We start from the raw sequence: 18902 nt of genomic DNA on the forward strand, positions 1-18902 counted from the left end.
AGACCCGTCCCCGCGGGAACACCGCTGGATAGACTGGATGCATGAGCGAGAAGTCGATCTTCACCCGGATCTACGAGGGCGAGATCCCCAGCGAGATCATCGCCGAGACCGACAACGCCTTCGCCATCCGTGACATCGCCCCCAAGGCGCCCGTGCATCTGCTCGTGATCCCCAAGACGGGCGAGTACCGCAACGTCGTCGAGCTCGCGGCGGGCGATCCCGCGCTCCTCGCCGAGATGATCGGCTTGGCGAACTCACTGGCCGCCGAGCACGCCGACGGCGATTTCCGCCTCGTGTTCAACACGGGCGAAGGAGCGGGCCAGACCGTCTTCCACGTGCACGCGCACGTCCTCGCCGGAACATTGACAGAAGAGAGCCTCGGTGCCTGACGATACGAACGACGGCGTCACCGTCGACCGCGTGTACGCGGACGGTGTGGCCATGGTGCAGCTCCTCGGTCCGCAGGATCGCCTGCTGCGGGTCGTCGAGAAGGAGCACCCGGGCGTAGACGTGCACGTGCGCGGCAACGAGATCACCCTGACGGGTGAGGCGGATGCCGTGGCCGCGGCGCGTTCGCTCGTCGACGAGCTTCTGGTGATGGCGCGCGCGGGGCAGGGTCTGGATCCTGCGGACGTCTCGTCGTCGAACCGCATCCTGCGCTCGGAGGGCGGCCCGCGGCCGTCCGAAGTGCTGGGCGAGGCGATCCTGCAGTCGCGGGGCAAGATCATCCGCCCGAAGACCCTGGGTCAGAAGGCGTACGTCGACGCGATCGAAGAGAACACGATCGTGTTCGGCATCGGTCCCGCCGGAACGGGCAAGACCTACCTCGCGATGGCGAAGGCCGTGCAAGCGCTGCAGCGCAAAGAGGTCGATCGCATCATCCTGACGCGTCCCGCGGTCGAGGCGGGGGAGCGGCTCGGATTCCTGCCGGGCACGCTGACCGACAAGATCGACCCCTACCTGCGGCCGCTGTACGACGCGCTCAACGAGATGATGGACCCCGAGATCGTGCCGAAGCTCATGGCATCGGGCACGATCGAGGTCGCCCCGCTCGCGTACATGCGCGGCCGGACGCTCAACAACTCGTTCATCGTGCTCGACGAGGCGCAGAACACGACGCCCGAGCAGATGAAGATGTTCCTCACGCGTCTGGGTTTCGGTACGCAAATGGTCGTCACGGGCGACATCACGCAGGTCGATCTTCCGCAGGGCACGTCGGGCCTGCGGCTGGTCACGCGCGTGCTGAAGGACATCGACGACATCCACTTCGCCTACCTCACGAGCGCCGACGTCGTACGCCACACGCTCGTGGGCCGGATCGTCGATGCGTACACCGAGTACGACGAGCACAGGCTCGCAGCCCGTCGCGAGCGGGACGAGGCATCCGAGTTCGCCAATCGTGCCGAGCGTCGCGCCGGCATGCGCCGGCCCGGACCCCGCGACAATCTCCCCAAGCGAGGACGCTCATGACCATCGAGATCGGCAACGAATCCGGGTTCCCCATCGACGAGACCGTGCTCCTGCGGCTCATGGAGCACAACCTCGGGCAGCTGCACGTGAGCCCCGACGCCGACGTCGCGATCCTGCTCGTCGACGAGGGCGCCATGGAGACGCTGCATCTGCAGTGGATGGACGAGCCCGGCCCGACGGACGTGCTGAGCTTCCCGATGGACGAGCTGCGGCCCGGCACCGAGGACCAGCCCACCCCCGCCGGGCTCCTCGGCGACATCGTGCTGTGCCCACAGGTCGCAGAGGCCCAGGCCGTCACGGCCAAGCACTCGACGATGGACGAGCTCATCATGCTGACGACGCACGGGCTCCTGCACCTGCTGGGCTTCGACCACGCCGAGCCCGAGGACGAACGCGAGATGTTCGGCCTGCAGAAGGAGCTCATCCTGAGCTTCCAGACGGCTGAACGCCGTCGCCGCGCATGACCGCAGCGCTGCTCCTTCTCGCGGCGGTCCTCCTCGTCGCCTTCGGCGGTCTCATGGCCGCGGTGGATGCCGCGCTCGGCGTCACGTCACGGGCCGACCTCGCCGAGCTCGGGGCGTCAGGGCGCAACGCGAACTCGCTGCAGAGGATCGCGGCCGATCCCGAGGCGCACGCGACGGCGGTCGTGTTCATCCGCGTGCTGGCCGAGACATCCGCCGCCGTTCTCGTCACCGTCGCCTTCGTCGACCTCTTCAACAGCATCTGGTGGGCGATGCTCGCCGCCGCCGTCCTCATGACGGGTATCTCGTTCGTCGTCGTCGGGGCGAGTCCGCGCACGTGGGGGCGTCAGCACTCGACCCGACTGCTGCGCGGTTTCGCGCCCGTCGTCCGCGGTGTGCGGCTGATCCTCGGCCCGCTCGCGCACGGACTCGTGGCTTTCGGCATGCGGGTCACGCCCGGCGTGAGTCGCAACTCCTCGTTCGCATCCGAGGAGCAGTTGCTCAGCATCATCGACGAGGCCGCCGAGAACGAGCTGATCGAAGAGGACGATCGCGAGCTCATCCACTCGGTGTTCGAGTTCACCGACACGTTCGTGCGCGCCGTCATGGTGCCCCGCAACGACATGGTGACGGTGGATGCCACGGCCTCCACGCGTGAGGCGATGACGATCTTCCTCGAGAAGGGCGTCTCGCGCATCCCGATCGTCGATGACGACGCCGACGACGTCGTCGGGGTGCTCTACCTCAAGGACCTCGTGCAGTTCGGCTTCCGCGACGAGGCGGGATGGCGGGATGCCCCGATCAGCCGCATCGCGCGCGCCGCGGTCTTCGTGCCCGAGTCGATGAAGGCCGAGACCCTCCTGCAGCAGATGAAGCGGGACGCCGTGCACGTCTGCCTCGTCATCGACGAGTACGGCGGAGTCTCGGGGCTCGTGACCCTCGAGGACCTCATCGAGGAGCTCGTGGGAGAGATCGCCGACGAGTACGACCCGCGCGGCGACGAAGTGACCGAGCTGGAACCGGGTCGCTATCGCGTGAGCGCGCGTCTCGGGCTCGACGAGGTCGGAGACCTCTTCGGCATCGAGCTCGAGGACGAGGACGTCGATTCGATCGGGGGCCTCTTGGGCAAGGCGCTCGGACGCGTTCCGCAGCCGGGCTCGACGGCCGAGCTCGACGGCCTCGTCATGACGGGTGGCGCCTCGCGCGGCCGGGGTCGTGGCATCTCGACCGTCTTCGTCGAGCGCAGCGAGTCGCTCGAGGCCGCCGACGAGGCGTTCGGCGGACGCCACCCGCGCACGGGTGAGATCCGCCTGCCCAAGACCGGCGAGGTCAAGGTCGTCAAGGACGGCCGGGCATCGTCGAAGAGCGGCACGAAGAAGGGCGCGAAAGCATGACTCCCTCGGTTCCTGAGCATGTCGAAGGACGCTCCGGGTTCGTCACGTTCGTGGGCCGGCCGAACGTCGGCAAGTCGACGCTCACCAACGCGCTCGTGGGCGAGAAGGTCGCGATCACGAGCGACAAGCCGCAGACGACCAGGCGCGCGATCCGCGGCATCCTGAACCGCCCCGCAGGGCAGCTCGTGATCGTCGACACCCCCGGCATCCACAAGCCCCGCACGCTCCTCGGCGAGCGGCTCAACAGCCTCGTCGAGCAGGTGCTGGGCGATGTCGACGTCATCGGGTTCTGTGTTCCCGCGACCGAGAAGGTCGGTCCGGGCGACCGACGGATCGCCGAATCGCTCGACGGGTATCCGCGCGCCAAGAAGGTCGCGATCGTGACGAAGACGGATGCCGCGTCGCGCGACCAGATCACCGAGCGACTCATGGAGGTCGATGCGCTCCGCGAGGACTGGGCCGCCGTCATCCCGCTGTCGGCGCTCACCCGCCAGCAGCTCGACGTGCTCACGGACGAGCTGCTCGCCCTCATGCCGGTGGGGCCGCAGCTGTATCCCGATGACGTCGTGACCGACGAGTCCGTCGAGGATCGCGTCGCCGAGATCATCCGCGAAGCCGCTCTCGAGGGTGTGCGCGACGAGCTGCCGCACTCGATCGCGGTCACGATCGAGGACATGGCGCCGCGCGAGGACTCCGACCTCACCGACATCTACGCCAACATCATCGTCGAGCGCGACAGCCAGAAGGCGATCATCATCGGGCACAAGGGCTCGCGCCTGGCGGATGTCGGCAAGCGGGCGCGCGCGCAGATCGAGCCGCTCGTCGGCACGCGGGTGTTCCTCTCGCTCCGCGTGCGCGTCGCGAAGGAGTGGCAGCGCGACCCCAAGCAGCTCGGCCGCCTGGGCTTCTAGGCTTTCGCGGTCGAGAGGGCTGCACTCCACGCGAGCCACACGAGTTCGTCGTGCGCGAGGTCGTTGTGCGCGCCGGCGGCGCCCTGCAGTTCGTCGATGATCTTGCGCGCGTCGACGTTGTAGAGCGTGCCGGGGAGGAAGTCGATGTCGTTCGACCGTGAGTCCGGAGCGAGGGCCTCGAGCTCGATCGCGCCCGGAACCCCCTGGGCGCCGAACGTGCCGATCCCGCCGAACTTCGGGTAGTCGTCGAGCAGGTACTGGCTCGCGAGCTTGACCGCGAGAGGGTAGAACTTGCCGACGGCGTAGTCCCACTTCGAGCGGGTGACGACGATCGGGCCCGATACGAAGGCGGGTGTCGCGACGTCCGCGAAGTAGCCTCGCCCTCCGCCGAAGCGGTGCGGCGCGACCGGGGCGAACGCCCATAGCGACACCGCGCCCTGCACGAGGAAGAGCGATGACACCGGACGCGGCGGGGGTGTCGGGGTCTTCCCGGGGCCGCGCACGGCTGCCGCGACGACGATCGTTCCGAAGCTGTGGCCGATGAGGTGCACGCGCGCGGGGCTCGCCGTCATGATCGCGCGCACGAGCTGCGCGCCGCCGCGTTCGCCGAACTCGCGCGCCTGGTTCTTGCCGTGCCAGAACGTCAGCTGTCGCAGCGGGGTGAGCACGGCTTCCCGCAGCTTGCGGAACCACCCTTCGCCCAGGAGCCCGCCGCTGCCCTCGTCCGTGGTCGAGGCGGCGAAGACCGCGTCGGGGTTCCATCCGCCGCCGAGGAGCGCCTCATCGCCGTCGCCCGCCGCGCCGACGCGCTCCGCGATGACGCGGTAGGCGTCGGCGACCTCGGACGGCAGTTCGTCGCCCTCCTCGGCGTCCTGGTCCGCATCGACGCGGGCCGCGTACGAAAGGATCGTGGTCAGCGCCGCGCGCGACTCGGTTGAGTCGTCGGCGAGCTGCGTCGCGTACTCGTCGACGGCTTCGTCGACGGTGATCGCGTCGGACGCGGCATCCGTCCCTCCGCTCAGCAGACCCGACGGTCCGCTCTTCAGCTCGCGATCGCTCCAGGCCTTGCTCGGCCAGTGCACGCCGATGATGAAGGGACGGATGCCGTCGCCCGCGCCATCGGGGTCGGCGGCGCCGATCCAGCGGTCGTACTGGCTGATCGCGTCGTCGTAGTCGCCCTGCCAGCCGTGGCTGATGATGAAGACGTCCGTCACGTCGGCGCCGGGCGCGGTGAGATCGGCGAGAGCGGTTTCGGTCGCCGACGTGCCGTCGGCATCGCGAACCTCGTCGCCCTTCTTGTCGTACGTGATGAGGTGGTATTGCTGGTTCCTGCCGGGGATGCGGCGCAGCGACATGGCGACTCTCCTTCGAGGTTCAGGCCAGAGCGGGGGCGACGACCGTGTCGACGTCGCAGTGGACGCCGTACAGCAGGCCGTAGGGATTGCGGTGCTGCTCGAGGAACCGGCGACGCAGTTCGAGCACGACCGTGCCCAGAGTCTTGCCGGCGAAGAGCTCGTCGAAGAACGCCTTCGCCCACTCGCTCGCGAACAGACCGGGTGTCTTGCACTCCGTGCCGATGACGCCGCGGGCGCCCTTCGCGAGGAAGTAGGGCACGAAGCCGGCGTAGAAGTTCGCCGACAGCTCTCCGGACTCGCACGCGTTGAGGAAGACGAGCGGATGACTCGGCAGGCGGTCCTGCGGCGAGGCGAAGACCCGCAGCTGCCCGAGCGTGATCGACTGCTCGCCGCTCAGGATGAGGTGCGAATCGAGCGGGTCCTTCTTCGCGACGGCGTGGCAGTACAGGTACAGCACTTTGTCGGTCGAGGTCGGAGCGAGGGCGGCGCTCTTGAGCTCGTCGACCGTCGTGCCCTCGGTGAGCGCGACGCCCCTGCCCTCCCAGTAGGTGCGCTGGGCGGCAACGGGATGCGACGGCATCTGCGCATCGATGCCGTCGTTGTAGAGGGCGCGCACGGCGAGATCGGGTGCCGACTCGATCGTGGGCGCGGGCGGCGCCTGATCGAACCACTCGAGGGGGATCTGCTCGACGACGTGCCGCATGCCGATGAAGTTGTCCCACGAAAGGGGAGCGGCGTCGAACCGCTCCGCGAGGTACATGAGCGGCCACGGCACGGGGAACCCCTTCGACACGACCTGGAGGGTCGCGACATCCGCGCTGAGCTCGTCGCGCAGCCACGCCGCGACGAGCGCGAGCTCGGGCGAAGGCGTCGACCCCACGAAGATCGCTTCGTAGAGCAGGAACCCTTCGAACGCGAGTTCCTTGAGCAGCGCATCGCGCTCGGCCTCGGCGAGGTCGAGGTTGAAGGCGTTCTCCTCTTTCGAGACCGAGGCGAGCAGCACCGCCCGTACGCCCTCGATGCGCGCTTCGAGCTCGTCGGGTGTGATCCAGATCATGATGGGCTCGTTCGTGACCTGCGGGGCGAAGAGCAGGTAGCCGCCGGCGACGGGCTTGAACTGCAGTGTCGCGTCGCGTCTCTCGAGTACCTCCGCGGCCCCCGCGGGCCGGCCGAACTGCTCGACGGCGGGCTCGGCGACGGCTCCGACGTCGAAGGTCATGTCGAGCCGCTGCAGGAAGTTCCCCGTGACGTTCACCACGACGCTGAGCAGCGATGACCCTTCGTGCAGCGGTGTGATCTCGAAGATCGCGCGGTTGAGAGAGGTGCCGTCGCGAGCGAGGCGCAGGATCTGGGGCACGGGCGGAACGGAGAAGTCCGCGCTCAGCAGCTGCACCTCGAGGTCGATCGTCTGCTGCGACGCCGCGATGGGCACGCCGACGCCGATCGATGCGACCGCCGCCTGGCTCGCGGTGTCGTCGAAGAACACGGTGAGCTGGCGCTTCTCACCGGTGGTCAGACGCGTGCGGTCGCCGTCGAGTTCTGCGTTCAGGACGGTGGCGATCGTGTCGCCGGGAGGTAGTGGGCTCGCAGCATCCGGAAGCGGAACGCCCGGAGTGGGCGGTGCGATGACTGGTGGCGGTGGCGGTGGACCTGCTTCGCCTCCGACCGCGGGGGGCAATTGGGGCTCCCACGGCCTGACCGGCTCATCACCGCCCAGCAGGCCGTCGCCCGGCCCGGCTGACTCGGTGATGTCCTGCGTGGGCAGGTCGATGTGTCGGGTGGGTCGGTCGCCGAGCACGCGGATGACCTCGGCCATCGCGGCATCCATCTCGGCGTCTTCGCCGTCGCCGTAGCCCATCTCTCCCGCGTCGACCGAGGCCTGATAGGCCGCCGCGAGGTCGGCGCGTTCGCGCAGCACGGCGTCGACGACGAGGGCCTGGGCTGTCAGAGTCGTCGCGGCTGCCCAGCGCGGATCTGCGACCACCACGTCATAGAGGGCGAGGATCGATCCCGGAAAGTATTCCTGGATGCTCGCCCGCGCGTTCGGCTGCCGAAAGGTCCCCGCCAGCACGACGACTTCGAATGCCCGCTCTTCCGTGCTCATCGCACCCCTTCGACGACAACTCCGCTCACCGTACCGAGAGGGCGGATGCGTCCGCCAGATACAGGTGTTCCGTTGCGAGCTCTGACGCCCGGAGTGCGGGCGGCCGGCATCCGGCCCCCAGCGGCCGAGGCATCCTCCTCAGGTGCCCCGCGCCGACCGCCCGCGGTCTCAGGAACTCACCGCGTCAGTAGCCGACGGCGGCGAGCGCGTGGTTCGTCTGCTCGGGCGTGAACTGGCTGCCGTACTGGCTCGTCAGCTGGTCGTAGAGACCCTGGCGCGAGAACGACGAGTAGTCGAGGTACGACTGCGCAGCTTCGACCGCTTCCGCGTTCCAGTCGGCCCCGACCGTGTCGGCCGCCCATGTCGAGACCTCGACCGGGAAGCCGGAACCGTACTCGCTCGACATCTGGTCGATGAGTCCCTGGCGCGAGAAGGAGCTGTAGTCGAGGTACGACTGCGCCTGCTCGAGCGCGTTCTGCTGCTCGAGCGTGTACACCGGCTTCGGCGCCTCGCTCGTGACGCTGAGCTCGAGTCCGTCGAGGGGGTGTTCGCCAGCCGACGGCTGCTGCGCCGTGATGACCCAGTCGTCGCCGGCCTCGGAGTCCGCGAGCACGAGCCCGAGGGCATCGAGCTCGGCGCGCGCGTCGGCGATCGTCAACCCGACGAGGTCGGGCACCTCCACCGTCTCGACGACATCTTCGACCTCGTCCACGGGCGCCGAGACGGTCGTGTCCTCGGCGGAGTCGGCGATGTCGGTCGAGCCGCGGCCGCCGCCCAGCGCACCGATGAGGATGCTGAGGACCACGAGCGCCCCGACGGCGATGAGCGCCCACTGCCACCACGTGAGCCGGCGCTTGCGTGCCGTTCCGGCGGCTTCGGCCGGAGCATCCGGACCGGGCGATGCGGTCGCAGGGAGCGGCGCACCGACCCACGCGGTGCCGTCCCAGTACCGCTGGACGGAGGCGTTGACGGGATCGGGGTACCAGCCCGCGGGCGGCAGCGGAAGCGCGCCCGCAGGAGCAATGCCCTCGGTGTTGCTGTCGATGTTGCTGTTGTCGATGGACATGACGAACCTTCTGGTCGTTCGAGGCATCCCGCCCCCAGGCGAGTGCCACCGGCCGACGGCCAGTCGAACAGGACATCATGGGCCTCCGACATTGGACGTCGGGCAGACTCGATCAGGTCTTCAGAACGGCGTTGAGGAGTCGTGTCTTCGAGGTCGTCACGGGCCTCCACCGCAGTGACGAGTCGTGCCAGAGTGGCGCGCGCACTTCGGGGACGCCGCGGTTCATACGGAGCATCCACCCGCTGCTATCGAGGAAGCGGTGGTGGTGCCAGCAGAGCAGCACGCCGTTGTCGGTGTGGGTCGGTCCGCCGCGGGCGTGCTCGGTGACGTGGTGCACTTCGCACCAGCCGGCGGGGACTCCGCAGCCGGGGATGACGCAGCCGCCGTCGCGGGCGGCGATCGCGCGCCGCTGGCGGCGGTTGAACACCCGCTCCTCGGTGCCGAGCGCGACGATGCGTCCCGCGTTATCGAACACGATCCGCTGCACCGCACCGCTGCAGGCGACGTGCTGCGCCGAGGCGATCGCGACGGGCTCGGTGGTGCCTTCGACGTGCGCGGAGCCCTTGCCGCTCGCGAGGTCTTCTTCGCGCACAGTCACGACGAGGGTGGGTGCTGCGCCGCCGATGGTCGGGAGCAGTTCGCTGGATGCCGCGACCCCGAGTGCCATGGCCAGCACGTCATGCTGCTTCTGGCCCTGCGTGCGCGGGTCGACCGGGACCTCGGCATCGAGCGATTCGGAGTCGAGGAACTGCACGCCCTCGACGCGCGGGCTGAGCGTCGCGTCGCAGATGCGCTGGAACTGCGCGGCGACCTCAGGCATGAGCATGCCGCGCACCGGCACGCCGTGATCGGTCGCCGCACCCAGTTGGAACGCGCGCTTGTGGATCGCCGCGCGCTCGCGCGGCTCGGCGCCGTCGGGGTCGAGCGCCGCCGCCCACACCTGGGACTGCACGCGCAGCAGATCGGCACACGCCGGGGGAGCGGCATCCACCCCCTCACCGCGCGCCCCTGCCGCGAGCTCGGCGTCCGCGATGAGCACGGCGTCGCGAGAAGCCCGTGCTCCCATCGCCATGAGGGGAGCTGCGATCGCGAGTGCGCCGTCGAGACCGACGACGCCGTCGCCGAGTGCGTCACGCAGCGCCGGGAGTCGTGCCTCGAGCAGCTCGCCGCCGGTGAAGGACACACCACGACGCACGGCTTTGGCGGCTTTCTCGAAGCGGGCGGCGGTGACGGGCGAGACGAGGGTCGCGCGCTGTACGAGCTCGCTCACGTTGCGGCAGCCGAAGCGGTGCGTCATCCGCCCCTCGGTGACCGGCTCGTCAGTGCGTTCGACGACTTCGCCGACGGCCTCGATCACGACCGCGTCGAGCAGGCGTTGCACGTGCGCGGCCGAGGCCAGCACCGCGACCACCTCGTGCTCGTCGAGCACCCGCATCTCGTGACGATGGATGCTGCTCGCAGCCACCTCGGCGGCGAGCTCTTTGAGCGTCGCGAGGCGGGCCAGCAGTTCGTTCATACGTTCTATTGTGGCGAGGCCCTCCGACATTCCTCTCGAGGTCTAAACCCCAGGTTGAGGTGTGAAACGGCGGTCGGCGAGAACGTGCAGGTGATCGACCTCGTGTCGCGGCTCACGCACGTCAACCGTGCCGCGAGCCCCGTCTCGGCGTGACTCAGCGGTCGACGGGGCGCAGCGCCGACCGTACGACGACGACGTCCGGGCCGTAGACGGCGTCCGCCGTGTCGGCGAGAACCCCGTCATCCCACACGACGTCGATCCACAGCCAGCCGTCCTGCACGGACGAGCCGAGGAGTTCTTCGCCGAGCAGGTCGGGCAGGTCGTCCTGGATCGCAGCGAGTTCGTCTTCGGAGCCCTGACCGGGCTTGCCGTCCGTCGGGTCGGGACTCATCATCGGGTCGTAGAGCGCGAGCATGATCGGTGGCTGTGTGATCGTGAAGGTCTCTCCGTCGTACGTGCCCTGCACGGCATACGCCCCCCACGTGACGCCGCTCGCGGTCTCGGAGCCTTCGAGCCCGTCCCACGACCAGCCCTCGAGCGGGATACCCGAGCACTGCGGCGGGTACGACTCCGCGATCGCGCCGAGGCACAGTTCGACGGTGCCGCCGGCATCCATCACCGTCCCCTGCGCGACGACCTCGCCGTCGGGCGGGCTCGGCCACGCGTCGCCGAGTCCCACGGTGTCGGCGGGCGGCGTGGCGTCGCCGCCGGCGCCGGTCGCGCAGGCGGTGAGCAGGAGGACGGATGCCGTCAGCAACACGGCGGCGGTGCGGTGTCTGATCTTCATGCCCTGCGAGTGTCGTGGGTGAGCGGATCGTCTCACCGGGCTCTTTGCGCCCTCGAGGCTGCGACCGCCTGCTACGATCACGGTATGCGCGTCGGCACGCTCCTTCTTCTTAGTCGCCGCGGCGAGTCCTCGATCTAGGGCCTTCCTCGCCGCGGAGCTTCGTCGTCGGCCCGCCTCATTCCGCGAGAGCCTTCGCCCGCGATTACACGAAGAAGCGACAAGATCATGGACAACACCCAGAAGCCTTCGGGCATGCCGACCCACAAGTACCGGCCCTACCACGAGCAGTTCGGCGTCCGTCTGCCCGATCGCACGTGGCCCGACGCCGTCATCACGAAGGCCCCGCGCTGGTGCGCGGTGGACCTGCGCGACGGCAACCAGGCGCTCATCGACCCGATGAGCCCCGAGCGCAAGCGCATCATGTTCGACCTGCTCCTGAAGATGGGCTACAAGGAGATCGAGGTCGGGTTCCCGTCGGCGAGCCAGACCGACTTCGACTTCGTGCGGCACCTCATCGAAGAAGGCGCCATCCCCGACGATGTCACGATCCAGGTGCTGACGCAGGCGCGCGAGCACCTCATCGAGCGCACCTACGAATCGATCGCGGGTGCCAAGCAGGCGATCGTGCACCTCTACAACTCCACGAGCACGCTGCAGCGCGACGTCGTGTTCCGCACCGACCAGCAGGGCATCATCGACATCGCCCTCGAGGGCGCGCGCCTGTGCCGCGAGTTCGAGAAGCGCATCCCCGAGACGAAGGTCTTCTACGAGTACTCGCCCGAGAGCTACACGGGCACCGAGCTCGAGTTCGCCGTCGACATCTGCAACCAGGTGATCGAGATCTTCGAGCCGACGCCCGAGCGCAAGGTCATCATCAACCTGCCCGCGACGGTCGAGATGGCGACGCCGAACGTCTACGCCGATTCGATCGAGTGGATGTCGCGCCACCTCGCACACCGCGAGAACGTCATCCTGTCCCTGCACCCGCACAACGACCGCGGCACCGCGATCGCGGCGGCAGAGCTCGGCTACATGGCCGGCGCCGACCGCATCGAGGGCTGCCTCTTCGGCAACGGCGAGCGCACCGGCAATGTCGACATCGTCGCCCTGGGCATCAACCTGCTGACGCAGGGGATCGACCCCCAGATCGACTTCAGCGACATCGACGACGTCAAGCGCACGGCCGAGTACTGCAACCAGCTGCCTGTGCACGAGCGCAGCCCGTGGGCCGGCGATCTGGTGTTCACCGCGTTCAGCGGATCGCACCAGGACGCCATCAAGAAGGGCTTCGAGGCGATGGATGCCCGGGCCACGGCATCCGGAGTCACCGTCGACGAGATCGAATGGGCGGTCCCGTACCTGCCGATCGATCCCAAGGACCTCGGGCGCTCGTACGAAGCCGTCATCCGGGTCAACTCGCAGTCCGGAAAGGGTGGCGTCGCGTACCTGCTCAAGACCGACCACGCGCTCGACCTGCCGCGCCGCCTGCAGATTGAGTTCTCGGGCGTCGTGCAGACCAAGACCGACGCCGAGGGCGGCGAGGTCACGAGCGACCAGATCTGGTCGATCTTCACCGACGAGTATCTGCCGTCTGTCGTCGTCGACGACAAGTGGGGGCGCTTCGAGCTGCTGGGCACCCGCACGGCGAGCGACATGACCGGCGATGTCGAGCTGCACGTGCGGTTGCGCGACGGAGAGACGGCGCAGGATGCCACGGGCCACGGCAACGGGCCGATCGCGGCATTCCTCGAGGTCGTGCGTGCCCACGGGTTCGACATCTCGCTTTACGACTACGTCGAGCACACGCTCAGCGCGGGCGGCGACGCCCAGGCCGCGGCGTACGTCGAGCTGCAGGTCGACGGCGAGCGCCTGTGGGGCGTCGGAATCGACGGCGACATCTCGACGGCATCCCTCAAGGCGATCGTGTCGGGTGTGAACCGCGCGATCCGCACGCGCGAGCGCTCCGCCACCCTCGCTTCGGTCTAGGCGCCACCGGCCTCCTCAGCCGTCACCTCGCGACGACTGAGGAGTGCCGCCGCGAGGAAGCAGAGCGCGCCGAGGAACGTGCCGAGATTCGCCCACAGCTGGCTCACGAGGTCCGAAGTCGACGGGATGACGAAGGCGCCGACCGCTGAGATCCCGAAGAACACCGAGCCGGCCATGTTGAGCCAGGTGCACCGCCACGTCCGCGCCTGCGGGTCCCACAGACCGTCCCGCTGAGTCGTGGCCACGACGGCGAGGGCGCTCGCGACGAGGAAGGCGAGCGAGCCCCAGGCATCCGGTCGCCACCCGTCGCCGACGCGCGCGTCCGTGTTCACCACGGTGATCAGTGCAGCCACGGTGCTCGCGTTGAACAGGAGCGTGCCGGCGAACTGGACGGCGGCGGACCACCAGTCGGCGCGGTCGGCGCGATTGGTCCGCTGTCGAGGGGGCCGCCGCCCGCTGAGGGCCAGTTGGATGAGCGCCGCCAGGGTGAAGAACACGGCTCCGATGACGAAGGTGAGGTTCGTGATGGTCGGACCGACCGCGTCGGCGTAGAACGGGACCGCGCCCAGCGCGAACAGGAACGAGCCGATCGCGAAGCCGCCGGCCTCTCGTCGCAGGCGCGTCGGCCGGTCGCGGGTCATGGCGCCACCTTATGGCGGTCCCGGATCTCGCGACATCACCTGCCCGGGGTGACGTCGCGCGGCCCTGGTCCTCGCTAGCGTGTGGGGCATGACGAACAGCAGCGATACCTCCACGCCCGCCGACGTCCCTGCCGCATCCACCGGCGTCAGCGATCGCAATCAGCTCAATCCGCTCTTCGCCCGCTCGGGCGAGGCGACGGACTTCCCCCTCAACCGCCTGCCCGGCTCCGAATCGTTGCCCGAGACGGCGTATCAGATCGTCCACGACGAGGCGATGCTGGACGGCAATTCGCGACTCAATCTCGCGACCTTCGTGGGCACGTGGATGGATCCGCACGCCGATCGGCTCTATTCCGAGAGCGCCGACAAGAACATGATCGACAAGGACGAGTACCCGCAGACGGCCGCGATCGAGACCCGATGCTGGAAGATGATCGCGTCGCTGTGGAACGCGCCCGACGCCGAGCGCGCGATCGGGACGTCCACGATCGGCTCGTCCGAAGCGTGCATGCTCGGCGGCCTGGCCCTCAAGCGCCGCTGGCAGCAGGCCCGTCGTGCGGCGGGGAAGCCGACCGACAAGCCGAACCTCGTCCTCTCGAGCGCCGTCCAGGTGTGTTGGGAGAAATTCTGCAACTACTGGGATGTCGAGCCGCGGTTCGTGCCCATCACCGACGAGCACCGTTGCCTCGACGGCTCCGACCTCGACAAGTACGTCGACGAGAACACGATCGGCGTGGTCGCGATCATGGGCGTCACCTACACGGGCGTCTACGAGCCCGTCGCGAAGATCGCCGCCGCGCTCGACCGCATCCAGGAGTCGACGGGACTCGACATCCCGATCCACGTCGACGGGGCCTCGGGCGGCATGATCGCACCGTTCCTCCAGCCCGACCTGTCGTGGGACTTCCGGGTTCCGCGGGTCGCATCCATCAGCACCTCCGCCCACAAGTACGGGCTGGTGTACCCGGGCCTCGGCTGGGTCGTGTGGCGCACGGTCGACGATCTGCCGAGCGATCTCGTCTTCGACGTCACGTACCTCGGCGGGCACATGCCGAGCTTCGCGCTCAACTTCTCGCGGCCCGGCGCGCAGGTGCTGCTGCAGTACTACCTCTTCCTGCGGCTCGGCTTCGACGGTTACTACCGCGTGCAGAAGGCGTCACAGGATGTCGCGGTGTACCTCGCGGGCGAGATCGCCAAGATGCCGGCGTTCGATCTGTGGAACGACGGAACCGACATCCCCGTGTTCGCGTGGCAGTTGACGAAGGGACACACCGACAAGTGGAACCTCTACCACCTGTCGGAGCGCCTCAGACTGAAGGGATGGCTGATCCCGGCCTATCCGATGCCAGACGATCTGACCGACATCGTCGTGCAGCGCATCGTCGTGCGCAACGGACTCAGCCGCAGTCTCGCCGAGTCACTCGTCCAGGACATCGCGGACGCCGTCGCGTACCTCGATGCGCTCGAAGCACCCATGCCGACCGAGGGGCTCACGTCAGGCTTCACCCACTGACCCGTCAGGGCTTGATGATCGGGATCGCAGACGTCTCGACCGCGACCTTGCGGCGGTAGAGCGCCCGCTGCTCGGGCAGCGAGATGTCGAACATCACCGCGAGCAGGCGGATGACCGCCGTCACGACGATGCACGCGATGGATGCCGCGACCAGCGGCGCACCGAGGGCGTGCGCGCCCGCGAGGACGAGGCATCCGACCCCCGCAGCGACCGCGTAGAGCGACCCGACGTGCATGATCGCGACGGGCAGGCCCATGATCATGTCGCGCAGGATGCCGCCGCCGACCGCAGAGCACACGCCGACGAAGATCGCGGGCACCATCGGCAGACCGAGAGTGAGCGCCTTGCCCGTGCCGAAGGCGCCGAACAGCCCGATGACGACGGCGTCGAGCCCGACGATGACGGCGTTCATGCGCCGGAACACGCCCGCCAGCAGCATGCCGACCAGGGCCGCGAGCGTCGCCGTCAGCAGGTACCAGTTGCTCTGCAGCGTCACCGGGGTGACGTTGAGAAGCAGATCGCGGATGAGACCGCCGCCCATCCCCATGACGATGCCGATGATCGCGACGCCGAGGAGGTCGAGGCGACGCTCGCCCCGGAAGCCCGAGGCGAACAGCGCACCCTGCACGCCACCGAGCCCGACGGCCGTGAGATCGGCCCAGAGGGGGATGACGAGGGTCGCTTCGGGCACGGCATCCATTCTCCGACGGATGTCAGGGGATGTGCGTGCGCACCGCCGCGAGAAAGCCGTCGAGGTCGTCCGTCCCGCGTGCAGAATTGCGGGGGGATGCTGCGACACGCCGCTCAGCCGGACCCGGCCCACGGCGTGTCGCCGACGACGCCCGCTGATCTGCACGCGAGACAGCAGGGCGCGCCGGGCCGCGGCATCCGTCCGTCCGTCGCACCCGGCCGCGATAATGGAATCGTGCCCACCTTCCGCGACGAGGTCGTGATCCTGCGCACCCACAAGCTGGGTGAGGCGGACCGCATCCTCACGATGCTGAGCCGCCGCAACGGCAAGCTCCGCGCCGTCGCGAAAGGGGTCCGGCGCACGTCGTCGCGTTTCGGGTCGCGGCTCGAGCCGTTCATGGTGGCCGATGTCCTGCTCTACCAGGGCCGAACGCTCGACATCGTGCAGCAGGCCGAGTCGCTCGGCTCGTACGGTGCCGACATCGCGATCCACTACGACCGCTACACCTCGGCACACGCCATGGTCGAGGCGGCTGACCGCCTCAACGAGGCCGAGGCCACGCCGCAGCAGTACCTGCTCCTGGTCGGCGGACTCCGCGCGCTCGCGCAGGGCGAGCACTCCTCGCGCAGCGTGCTCGACAGCTATCTCCTGCGCGCGATGGCGCTGAGCGGCTGGGCGCCCGGTCTCGCCGAATGCGCGCGCTGCGGCAAGCCCGGTCCGCACGACAGCTTCGTCGCGCAGCTCGGCGGCATGATCTGCGCCGATTGCGCCCCGACCGGTGCCCCGCGGGTCGCCCCGCCGACGGTCTCGCTCCTGCAGTCGCTGATGGCGGGGGAGTGGGATGACGTGGATGCCGCGGCTCCGGCCTCCAGCGCCGCCGCTTCCGGACTCATCGCGGCCTACGCCCAGTGGCACCTCGAGCGCGGCATCCGCTCGCTCGCCCATGTCTCCACAGGGGATCCCCGATGACGCCCAAGCCGTTCACGCACAAAGACGCCGTCGCGTACAAGCCCATCGACTGGACGGGGCTGTACCCGCCCGCCTTCCCCAAGGGCTCGGTGCCGAGCCACGTCGCGATCGTCATGGACGGCAACGGCCGCTGGGCCAACCGTCGCGGCGAGACCCGCATCGAGGGCCACAAGGCCGGCGAGGCGGCGCTGCTGGATGTCGTCGCGGGAGCGATCCAGGCGGGAGTCAAGCACCTCTCGGTCTACGCGTTCTCGACCGAGAACTGGAGCAGATCGCCCGACGAGGTGCGCTTCCTGATGGGATTCAATCGCGATGTGCTGCACCGTCGCCGTGACCAGCTCAACGAGTGGGGCGTGCGCGTGCGGTGGGCGGGTCGCAAGCCGCGGCTCTGGGGCTCGGTCATCAAGGAGCTGCAGTACGCCGAGCAGCTGACACGCGGCAACGACGTGCTCACCCTCACGATGTGCGTGAACTACGGCGGCCGGGTCGAGCTGGTCGACGCCATGCGATCGATCGGCGACGACATCGCCGCGGGGCGCCTGCGTTCGTCGGCGATCACCGAGAAGCTGATCGCGCGCAGGCTCTACCAGCCCGACATGCCGGATGTGGATCTGTTCATCCGCTCGAGCGGCGAGCAGCGCACCTCGAACTTCCTCCTGTGGGAGTCCGCGTATGCCGAGTTCGTCTTCCTCGATCAGCTGTGGCCCGACTTCAGCCGCACCGACCTCTGGCAGGCGATCGGGCTCTACCTCGACCGCGACCGGCGCTTCGGCGGAGCCGTCGATGCGCCCGCGATCTGATTCGTCGGAATACATCCCGGCGCTCCCGCGGTTGTGCCTGACATGACGGATGCCATCAAGATCGACGTGTGGAGTGACATCGCTTGCCCCTGGTGCTACATCGGCAAGCGCAACCTCGAGAACGGACTGGCCGCGGCATCCGCCGACGCCGACGCTCCTCTCGTCGAGGTGACGTATCACTCGTTCGAACTCTCGCCCGACACACCGGTCGACTTCGAGGGATCGAGCGCCGACTTCCTGGCGAAGCACAAGGGCATCCCTCTCGCTCAGGTGAACGAGATGCAGGACCGCGTCACGGGTATCGCCGCGGCCGCAGGCCTCGAGTACCACCTCGACGACGTCCACCAGACGAACACCGTCAAGGCCCACGAGCTCCTGCACTTCGCGAAGGAGCAGGGCCGTCAGCTCGAGCTCGCCGAGCGACTCATGTCGGCCTACTTCACCGAAGGCCGTCACCTCGGCCGGATCGATGAGCTCGTGGCGCTGGCTGTGGATGCCGGACTCGACGCCGACGCGGCGCGCGAAGCCCTCGAGTCCAGCCGCTTCCTCGCCGCGGTCCGCGAAGACCAGGCCCAGGCATCCGCTTATGGCATCAACGGCGTGCCGTTCTTCGTGATCAACGGCAAGTACGGCGTCTCGGGCGCCCAGCCCGCTGAGGCGTTCACGCAGATCGTGCGCCAGGTGTGGGACGAGCAGCGCGAGCCGGCTGCCGAACCCGCCTGAGTCAGCCCGGGAGGTTCGCCTCGATGACCGACACGATCGACGGGTCGTCGGGCTTCGTCTTCGGCGAGAAGCGGCGCACGGTGCCATCGGGCAGCACGACGAACTTCTCGAAGTTCCACGTGACCCGGCCGGTCTCGTCCGCGGAGTCCTTGAGCTCCTTGTAGAGGGGAGCGGCGTTGCGTCCGTTGACCTTCACCTTGTCGAAGACGGGGAACGAGACGCCCCACGTCGTCGCGCAGTAGTCGAGGATCTCTTCGGTGGAACCGGGCTCCTGGAGGAACTGGTTGCTCGGGAATCCGACGACGCTGAATCCGCGCTCGGCGTACGCCTTCTGCAGCTGCTCGAGCTGCTCGTACTGGGGGGTGAGTCCGCATTTCGAGGCGAGGTTCACGACGAGGAACACTTTGTCGCCCAGATCGGAGAGCGTCGTCGTGCCGCCGTCGGCGGTCTGGAAGGGGATTTCGCGGACATCTGTGGTCGTCGCCTCGGTCATATTCCCAGGGTAAGACCTGGCG

At 68.6% G+C, this 18902-nt stretch carries 18 protein-coding genes; 10 read left to right on the plus strand and 8 right to left on the minus strand.

Annotated features, from left to right (window positions below; genetic code table 11):
- Positions 1–41 precede the first annotated feature (41 nt).
- From MA876_RS12570 to era, 5 genes are read left to right on the plus strand one after another with little or no spacing between them, the layout of a single operon-like run.
- A complete protein-coding gene (locus MA876_RS12570; RefSeq protein ID WP_248149622.1) occupies positions 42–389 on the plus strand; it encodes an HIT domain-containing protein in 348 nt (115 codons plus the stop codon).
- A gap of 52 nt (positions 390–441) precedes the next feature.
- Complete coding sequence (locus tag MA876_RS12575) at positions 442–1470, plus strand: PhoH family protein (protein ID WP_248150149.1); 1029 nt, start codon at positions 442–444, stop codon at positions 1468–1470.
- Complete coding sequence (gene ybeY, locus MA876_RS12580) at positions 1467–1934, plus strand: rRNA maturation RNase YbeY (protein ID WP_248149638.1); 468 nt, start codon at positions 1467–1469, stop codon at positions 1932–1934. Before MA876_RS12575 ends, ybeY begins: the two co-directional genes overlap by 4 nt.
- Entirely contained in the window at positions 1931–3325 is a 1395-nt protein-coding gene (locus MA876_RS12585) for a hemolysin family protein (protein WP_248149640.1), read from the plus strand. The genes ybeY and MA876_RS12585 overlap by 4 nt, the downstream gene beginning before the upstream one ends.
- Positions 3322–4236: a GTPase Era gene (gene era / locus MA876_RS12590; RefSeq protein ID WP_248149642.1), complete on the plus strand. Its 915-nt coding sequence runs from the start codon at positions 3322–3324 to the stop codon at positions 4234–4236. Before MA876_RS12585 ends, era begins: the two co-directional genes overlap by 4 nt.
- Here era and MA876_RS12595 read toward each other — a convergent pair.
- The 5 genes from MA876_RS12595 to MA876_RS12615 form a co-directional block, all read right to left on the minus strand.
- On the minus strand, positions 4233–5591 hold the full coding sequence (locus tag MA876_RS12595) for a hypothetical protein (RefSeq protein WP_248149644.1): 1359 nt from the start codon (positions 5589–5591) through the stop codon (positions 4233–4235). The two genes, era and MA876_RS12595, sit on opposite strands and share 4 nt — an antisense overlap.
- Positions 5592–5610: 19 nt before the next feature.
- Complete coding sequence (locus MA876_RS12600; RefSeq protein WP_248149645.1) at positions 5611–7695, minus strand: CHAT domain-containing protein; 2085 nt, start codon at positions 7693–7695, stop codon at positions 5611–5613.
- Between the two features lie 184 nt (positions 7696–7879).
- Entirely contained in the window at positions 7880–8761 is an 882-nt protein-coding gene (locus MA876_RS12605) for an Ltp family lipoprotein (RefSeq protein ID WP_248149647.1), read from the minus strand.
- A gap of 112 nt (positions 8762–8873) precedes the next feature.
- Complete coding sequence (locus MA876_RS12610) at positions 8874–10277, minus strand: HNH endonuclease signature motif containing protein (RefSeq protein WP_248149650.1); 1404 nt, start codon at positions 10275–10277, stop codon at positions 8874–8876.
- Positions 10278–10431: 154 nt separating this feature from the next.
- Complete coding sequence (locus MA876_RS12615) at positions 10432–11064, minus strand: hypothetical protein (RefSeq protein WP_248149653.1); 633 nt, start codon at positions 11062–11064, stop codon at positions 10432–10434.
- Between the two features lie 225 nt (positions 11065–11289).
- Here MA876_RS12615 and leuA point away from each other — a divergent pair, with 225 nt between their 5' ends.
- Complete coding sequence (gene leuA, locus MA876_RS12620; RefSeq protein WP_248149656.1) at positions 11290–13050, plus strand: 2-isopropylmalate synthase; 1761 nt, start codon at positions 11290–11292, stop codon at positions 13048–13050.
- Here leuA and MA876_RS12625 read toward each other — a convergent pair.
- Positions 13047–13691: a YrhK family protein gene (locus tag MA876_RS12625; protein ID WP_248149658.1), complete on the minus strand. Its 645-nt coding sequence runs from the start codon at positions 13689–13691 to the stop codon at positions 13047–13049. The genes leuA and MA876_RS12625 overlap by 4 nt on opposite strands.
- Before the next feature lie 88 nt (positions 13692–13779).
- Between MA876_RS12625 and gad the strand changes: the two genes are divergently transcribed.
- Complete coding sequence (gene gad / locus MA876_RS12630; RefSeq protein ID WP_248149661.1) at positions 13780–15204, plus strand: glutamate decarboxylase; 1425 nt, start codon at positions 13780–13782, stop codon at positions 15202–15204.
- Between the two features lie 4 nt (positions 15205–15208).
- On the opposite strand, the gene MA876_RS12635 is transcribed toward gad, so the two are convergent.
- Positions 15209–15904 carry a trimeric intracellular cation channel family protein gene (locus tag MA876_RS12635; protein WP_248149676.1) on the minus strand — a complete coding sequence of 232 codons (696 nt, stop codon included), beginning with the start codon at positions 15902–15904 and terminating at the stop codon, positions 15209–15211.
- Positions 15905–16129: 225 nt separating this feature from the next.
- Here MA876_RS12635 and recO point away from each other — a divergent pair, with 225 nt between their 5' ends.
- The 3 genes from recO to MA876_RS12650 are packed head-to-tail and all read left to right on the plus strand — an operon-like array spanning position 16130 to position 18387.
- Positions 16130–16864 (plus strand): DNA repair protein RecO, encoded by a 735-nt coding sequence (gene recO / locus MA876_RS12640; RefSeq protein WP_248149680.1) that lies wholly within the window; start codon positions 16130–16132, stop codon positions 16862–16864.
- Positions 16861–17664, plus strand: a complete 804-nt coding sequence (locus MA876_RS12645) for an isoprenyl transferase (RefSeq protein WP_248149684.1) — start codon at positions 16861–16863, stop codon at positions 17662–17664. The genes recO and MA876_RS12645 overlap by 4 nt, the downstream gene beginning before the upstream one ends.
- A gap of 42 nt (positions 17665–17706) precedes the next feature.
- Positions 17707–18387: a DsbA family oxidoreductase gene (locus tag MA876_RS12650; RefSeq protein ID WP_248149687.1), complete on the plus strand. Its 681-nt coding sequence runs from the start codon at positions 17707–17709 to the stop codon at positions 18385–18387.
- Position 18388: 1 nt separating this feature from the next.
- Here the strand turns inward: MA876_RS12650 and MA876_RS12655 are convergent, their stop codons facing one another.
- Positions 18389–18880: a glutathione peroxidase gene (locus MA876_RS12655; RefSeq protein WP_248149689.1), complete on the minus strand. Its 492-nt coding sequence runs from the start codon at positions 18878–18880 to the stop codon at positions 18389–18391.
- Positions 18881–18902: the final 22 nt, after the last annotated feature.

This window comes from Microbacterium aoyamense (assembly GCF_023155855.1).
Lineage (GTDB): Bacteria > Actinomycetota > Actinomycetes > Actinomycetales > Microbacteriaceae > Microbacterium > Microbacterium aoyamense.